At 37.6% G+C, this 6,261-nt stretch carries 5 protein-coding genes; all 5 read right to left on the bottom strand.

Annotated elements, in window-relative coordinates:
* Nucleotides 1-120: 120 nt before the first annotated feature.
* A complete protein-coding gene (locus IV81_RS04950) occupies nucleotides 121-1,011 on the bottom strand; it encodes a deoxyribonuclease IV (protein WP_057802739.1) in 891 nt (296 codons plus the stop codon).
* Complete coding sequence (locus IV81_RS04945) at nucleotides 1,008-2,219, bottom strand: CDP-glycerol glycerophosphotransferase family protein (RefSeq protein WP_057802738.1); 1,212 nt, start codon at nucleotides 2,217-2,219, stop codon at nucleotides 1,008-1,010. Before IV81_RS04945 ends, IV81_RS04950 begins: the two co-directional genes overlap by 4 nt.
* Complete coding sequence (locus IV81_RS04940) at nucleotides 2,212-3,366, bottom strand: CDP-glycerol glycerophosphotransferase family protein (protein ID WP_057802737.1); 1,155 nt, start codon at nucleotides 3,364-3,366, stop codon at nucleotides 2,212-2,214. The genes IV81_RS04945 and IV81_RS04940 overlap by 8 nt, the downstream gene beginning before the upstream one ends.
* A 12-nt stretch (nucleotides 3,367-3,378) precedes the next feature.
* On the bottom strand, nucleotides 3,379-4,257 hold the full coding sequence (locus tag IV81_RS04935; protein ID WP_057802736.1) for a YitT family protein: 879 nt from the start codon (nucleotides 4,255-4,257) through the stop codon (nucleotides 3,379-3,381).
* Nucleotides 4,258-4,472: 215 nt separating this feature from the next.
* Entirely contained in the window at nucleotides 4,473-6,254 is a 1,782-nt protein-coding gene (aspS, locus tag IV81_RS04930; protein WP_057802735.1) for an aspartate--tRNA ligase, read from the bottom strand.
* Nucleotides 6,255-6,261 lie beyond the last annotated feature (7 nt).

The following is a 6,261-nucleotide window of genomic DNA, read 5'->3' as shown; positions in this document are numbered from 1 at the left end:
CGGTCTGTTATTGGGTGCTTACAAAGCTATCAATCAATTTTCCATTACAATTTAGTAAAAAATAGGAGTTGAGGTAAACTAAATTAATCCTCAACTCCTATTTTACTACTTTTTGTATATTTAACTTCTAACCACTTTTTTAATTAATTCGGGATCAAAGTTTCCGCTCTTAAGCATGGCAATTTCCAGTTTATATGGAGAATGCTTCTTACCATCTTCGTCCTTAACTAAGGGCGTTTCAAGAATTTTAGGAACCTTTTGCAAGGCTGGAAAATTTGCAATATAGTTTAAAGCATCAAATCCAATGGTTCCAAAACCTAAATTATCATGGCGATCTTTATGGCTACCCATCTCATTTTTTGAATCATTTAGATGGACTACGCCGATTCGTTCAATGCCAATTACTTGATCAAATTCTTCAGCTACCTCATCAAAATGGTTTTTGACATCATAACCAGCGTCGTTGGTATGACAAGTGTCAAAGCAAACTGAGATTTTATCCTTTAAGTTAACCCCATCAATGATTTGCTTAATTTGTTCAAAGCTAGTTGCAACTTCAGTTCCCTTACCAGCCATGGTTTCGAGTGCAACCTTGACTCGTTGTTCAGGGATCAAAATTTGATTTAACCCCTTAACAATCGAATCAATCGCAGCGTCTACTCCTGCTCCAACATGAGCACCCGGATGCAGTACCAATTGTGATGCACCTAAAGCATCCGCCCGTTGAACTTCACTTTTTAGGAAATTAACTGCAAACTCAAAGCTTTCTGGTTTAAAAGTATTCCCAAGATTGACAATATAAGGTGCATGCACCACGGTATCCTTAAAGTTGAACTCTTTAAGCAACTTTTGCCCCTCATCAATTCTTAGTTCCTCAATTGCTTTTCGACGGGTATTTTGGGGAGCACCCGTGTAAATCATTAAAGCGTTGGCTCCATTTTCAACGCTTGTTTCTGCAGAACCTAAAAACATTTTTTTACCACTCATACTAACGTGTGATCCAATAATCATTTTACGATTCCTCCATATCCCACTTTTTGAATAACCTGCTTAGCAGCCGTCCCCTTCTCCCAACTGACAAACCGTTCGGCAAATTGATTAAACCGTTTAGGATCCGGTTCTTTAAAATCCGTTTTAACTAAAGATCTTATCTGTTCTAGAAGTTCATCCTCATTTTGAACAATTGGACCGGGTAGCTCTGTGTAATAGTCAAAATAAAAGCCACGTAAATCGTCACGATAATAGTCCAAATCGTACGCGAAAAAAAGCATTGGGCGTTTAAGGATTGAAAAATCAAACATGACAGAAGAGTAATCCGTAATCATTACATCCGTAATCAAATAGATTTCATTCATATCTGATTCAGAGTCAATGATTACCCGATCTTCGAAACCACTAATATCAATCTTGTCCGTCACTAAATAGTGTGGTCGGATTAACAAGATTGTATCATCTGGAAGAGCGTTCATTATTTTTTCTAATCTAAAGTGCCAACGAAAATGATAATGGCCCACGCTGATAAAATCATCCTCTCGCCAAGTTGGCGCATATGTAATTACCCGTAAATTTGGATTACCAACCATCCGTCTTTTTAGATTTTTGACATCAGTGGCGGTGTTTTTTTGAATTAACACGTCATTTCGTGGATATCCTGTTTCTAAAAATACATTCTGAAATTTAAACGCGCGTTTAAAAATCGTCTCGGAATATTGATTTGCAGCGATTAAATAATCCCACCGTTGGGCTTCTTTAACGAATTCCGTCAGATACTTTTCACGACTATTTCCGGGCAGCTTTACCTGTTCCATGTCCAATGCAAGATGTTTTAGCGGTGTTCCATGCCAGGTTTGGACATAAACCGTTCGCTTGTTTTTTTTCCACCACGTTGGCATTCTTGAATTAAAAATCCAAAACCTAGCCGTTGCTGAAATCCATATCCATTTCAAAGACCATCTTTTTACTATTTTAGCCTCGGGATATTTCCGAGTTAGATCACCGTATAGCTGTCCTTTAACACCCCAAAATAATTGTCCCGTGGCATCCGGAAAATCGTTAACCATCTGATCATAAATTGCCTTGGGATTATCCGTTAGTCCCTTCCCATTAAAACTTTCAAATAAAACCCGTTTCTCGTTAGTCGGAAGTAATGTGAGAATACTATTTAAACCGATTAAACCGTACCTAATCCAAATTTTAATCGTTTTTTTTAGACTATTCATTTAGTATCTCCTTAATTTGGCGAATTAATCGCGCACCCGATTTTCCATCATTAAGTGAATTCCAGTTTTGATTTAACTTTCGGATAACATTTTTAGCCGAACTATCGCGTTGAATAGCATAATTAAGCTGCGTAACATTTTTAACTAATTTATCTGCAAAAGCACGCTTAAAGTCTTGTTGAATTCCAACACTTCGTTCAAATTCATGTAAATCGTATGTAAAGAAAATCACAGACTGAGCATTTTTTAAAAGACTAAAATCAAAAGCAATTGAAGAATAGTCAGTAACCAAAGTATCTGTCACACACAGCAATTCTTGAGTTGTAATCGAATGCGGTAGTGTTACAACTCTTTTGGGAGCTAAGGATGCAATTTTTTGTTCGATCTGCTTTAAATGCGGATGTAGTCGAAGCACTAAAATTGCATCCTCCGGAACAACTAGTTCATCCCAATCCTCTGGCAGAGTGTACGTAACGTTTTTTCGATAAGTTGGTGCATACAGTATGACGCGCCGCTGATTAAGCTCAGGACAAACACTTTGAATTCGTGATTGTGATTTTTGAATCCATTCTTGATTGAAATATTTATCAGTTCGAGGATAGCCAATTTGATCAATCTTTTTGGAATCAACGTGCCAGCTTTTTTGAAAAACCTGCCCCATCTTTTTTGATCCAACTACAATTTGATCAAAACTATCATATACTTTTTGAAACCGATTTTGATCCTCCTTGGCGCGGTGATAAGTACTTGGATCTTCCCAGCCAAACGCCTTAATTGCACCATTAGCATGCCAAATCTGAAAGAAAAACTTACCACTCCTTTTAAAAATAGCACTCAGCTCTGGATAATAATTATCAAAAATTGCCACCCGCGACAACTGAACGCCTTTGACAAAATTAACTATTTGATATTTTTTAAACTCAATAGCATTAACAATGGTTCCAGCATTTTTCATCCGTGCAATATTGCTCTTTAAACCAGATTCATAAACGATTAATACTTGATCTGCTCCGAAGGTCGCACTTAGTTCTTCTAAAAAATCTTCATTGCCAGCAAAGCTCATAAAATAGGCCACTTTAAAAGGATTTTTTTTAAAACTAAAAACTAAGCTTACCAGTCGAACCAACAATAAATATATTCTTTTCAAAATTAAAGCTCCTTACAACGTTGGTTCATAAAAATGTCCCAAGATTCTAATTGTATCCGTGATACTTACGAAAGCATGTGGATCAGATACTTGCATTGCTGTTTCTAATTCCGGCATTTCATAGCGTGAAATAATCGTGAATAATACCGTTTTTTCCCTATGGTTATAGGCTCCCTCGGCTCCATGAACAATTGTTATTCCCCGCCGCATATTATTCTGAATACTATCAATCACACTTTTAGGTCGATCAGTAACAATCATGACCTGCATTTTTTGCTGTCTTGTATAGGTCATATCCATAACTTTAGCGTTAACAATTAATCCGATTGTTGAATAAAAGGCATACGGCCATCCATACAAGAAACCAGCGGCAGCGACAATTAATATGTTGAAAGCAATATTAATACTTCCAATACTGTGTCCGGTTTTACGTAAAATGGTAATCCCTAAGATATCTAACCCACCGGTTGAAATCCCATTTTTAAGTGCTAATCCAGTTCCGTACCCATTAACTGCACCACCAAAAATAGCGCAAATAATTGGATCCGTCGTTAGCGTCATTGGATGAATCACTTTCATCATGATACTAGCTAAACCAACTGAAACAATTGTAAAAACTGTAAATCTTGGACTGATTGCTTTCCAAGCTAAGACAAATAAAGGAACATTTAAAACAAATAAAAGTATTGCAACTGACACATTTAAGGACGCAAATCTTCCTAATACGGTTGAAACAACCTGCGCAGCTCCAGTGATTCCAGACGCATAGATGTGACCCGGAGACCAAAAAAAGTTCATAGCAATTGAAACAAGTATTGCATAGATAAATGATGTCGATATTCTAGCAAAATATTGGTGACGTTTTACAATTTTTTTTATTTGATGATCCAATTTATTATCAATCTCTTTCTTAGTTTATTTGACTTAATTAATATAACATTTTAAACACTAGGAAATGAAGTTTTCAGCTGATAAATCTTATTTTCCTTAAAAACTTTTCGATTATTTTTTACCAAGTTAGTGTTGTACTTTTCGGTTTAAGTCCAAGAAAAAAACATGAATCTGAGATTAGATTCATGTTCCTTTACCGTTAAACCCAAAGTATTTTAGTCTTCTGGTTTACGAATATCAATATCTAATGATAATTCTTCTAGTTGTTGCTCAGAAACCTTGGTTGGTGCTTCTGTCATTGGTTCAGAAGCCCTTGAATTCTTAGGAAACGCAATAACATCACGAATATTGTCTCGTTTCGCAAGAAGTCTAGCGAAACGGTCAAGTCCAATTGCTAATCCACCATGTGGTGGGAAGCCATAGTCTAACGCTGTTAAGAGATAGCCAAATTGATCATTCGCCTTTTCTAAACTAAATCCTAATGCTTTCAACATTTTTTCCTGTAATTCGCGTGTGTTAATTCTAATCGATCCCCCACCGAGTTCAAGACCATTTAAAATAATATCGTAGCTTTGCGCATGCGCTAAATGAGGATCCTCACCATCATTTAAATAATGCACATCTTCTTCATTTGGCATCGTAAACGGATGATGTGCTGCCACCCAGCGTTGATCGCCTTCATCGTAATCGAATAATGGCCAATCAACGACCCAGAGGAAGGCAAATTGATCCTCATCGATTAGATTAAATCTTTTCGCTAGTTCAACTCGAAGATATCCCAAAGTGTCACTAACAACTTTTGCTCGATCAGCCGCAAATAATAGCAAGTCGCCTACTTGGGCCCCAGTTTGTTTAATAACTTCCTTCTCAGTGTCCTCATCAAAGAATTTGGCAACTGGTCCGCTAAATCCGTCAGCAGTTATCTTGAGCCAAGCAAGTCCTTTAGCTCCGAAACGTTCCACATACTTACCCAGTTTATCAATATCTTTACGTGACATATTCGCTGCGCCATCCGGAACCGCAATAGCCTTAACAGTACCACCATTTTTAATTGCGCCACTAAAAACTTTAAAGTCTGAATCAGCAACAATCGAACTGATATCCTTCAATTCCATCCCAAAACGAACATCTGGTTGATCTGTACCAAAGCGATTCATTGATTCTTGCCATGAGATCCGTTTAAAAGGCAATTTAACGTCTATATCCAGTGTATCTTTCATGACCCGCGCGATGAGGCCTTCTGTAATATCTTGAATCTCTTCAGCGGTTAAAAAGCTTGTTTCTAAATCGATCTGAGTAAATTCTGGCTGACGATCTCCCCGCAAGTCTTCATCACGGAAACAGCGCGCAAGTTGATAATATCGGTCAATTCCCGCACCCATTAACAATTGTTTAAAGAGTTGTGGTGATTGAGGAAGTGCGTAAAAGTGTCCTGGATAAACTCGTGAAGGGACGAGATAGTCTCTAGCACCTTCTGGAGTTGACTTAGTTAGATCGGGTGTTTCAATATCTAAAAATCCCTGCTCGTCAAGATAACTGTGTACGGCTTGCGTAATTCGGTTACGAATTTTTAATCCCTTTAGCATTTCTGGACGACGAAGATCCAAATAACGATATTTCATCTTCAGCTCATCTGATGCGCTTACTCCATCCTCAATGTCAAAAGGAGGCGTTTTAGCAGTATTTAATATTTTAGCTTCTTGAACTTCAACTTCAATTTGTCCGGTCTTCATCTTGGGATTGACGTCTTTTTCTTGGCGCTGCTTAACCAATCCGGTAACTTCGATGACGTATTCATTTCTGAGTTGATCGGCCACTTTTAATGCTTCCGCCGAAAATTCGGAACTAAATACTAGTTGAACGATTCCTTCGCGGTCCCGAAGATCAATAAAAATTAGTTGTCCAAGGTCCCGTCGCTTTTGAACCCATCCCTTTAAAGTAACTTTTTGTCCAGTATATTGCTGATCCACTAGTCCAGCATACGTTGTTCTCTTCATTGATTTC

The organism is Pediococcus stilesii, assembly GCF_001437075.1.
Taxonomy (GTDB): domain Bacteria; phylum Bacillota; class Bacilli; order Lactobacillales; family Lactobacillaceae; genus Pediococcus; species Pediococcus stilesii.
The sequence above is the reverse complement of the archived record's forward strand: the minus strand, read 5'-3'. Positions and strand labels throughout refer to the sequence as shown.

Coding starts and splice junctions, on each gene's coding strand:
- IV81_RS04950 (WP_057802739.1), bottom strand. CDS start 1,011: ATGATTATTGGATCACACGTTAGTATGAGTGGTAAAAAAATGTTTTTA.
- IV81_RS04945 (WP_057802738.1), bottom strand. CDS start 2,219: ATGAATAGTCTAAAAAAAACGATTAAAATTTGGATTAGGTACGGTTTA.
- aspS (WP_057802735.1), bottom strand. CDS start 6,254: ATGAAGAGAACAACGTATGCTGGACTAGTGGATCAGCAATATACTGGA.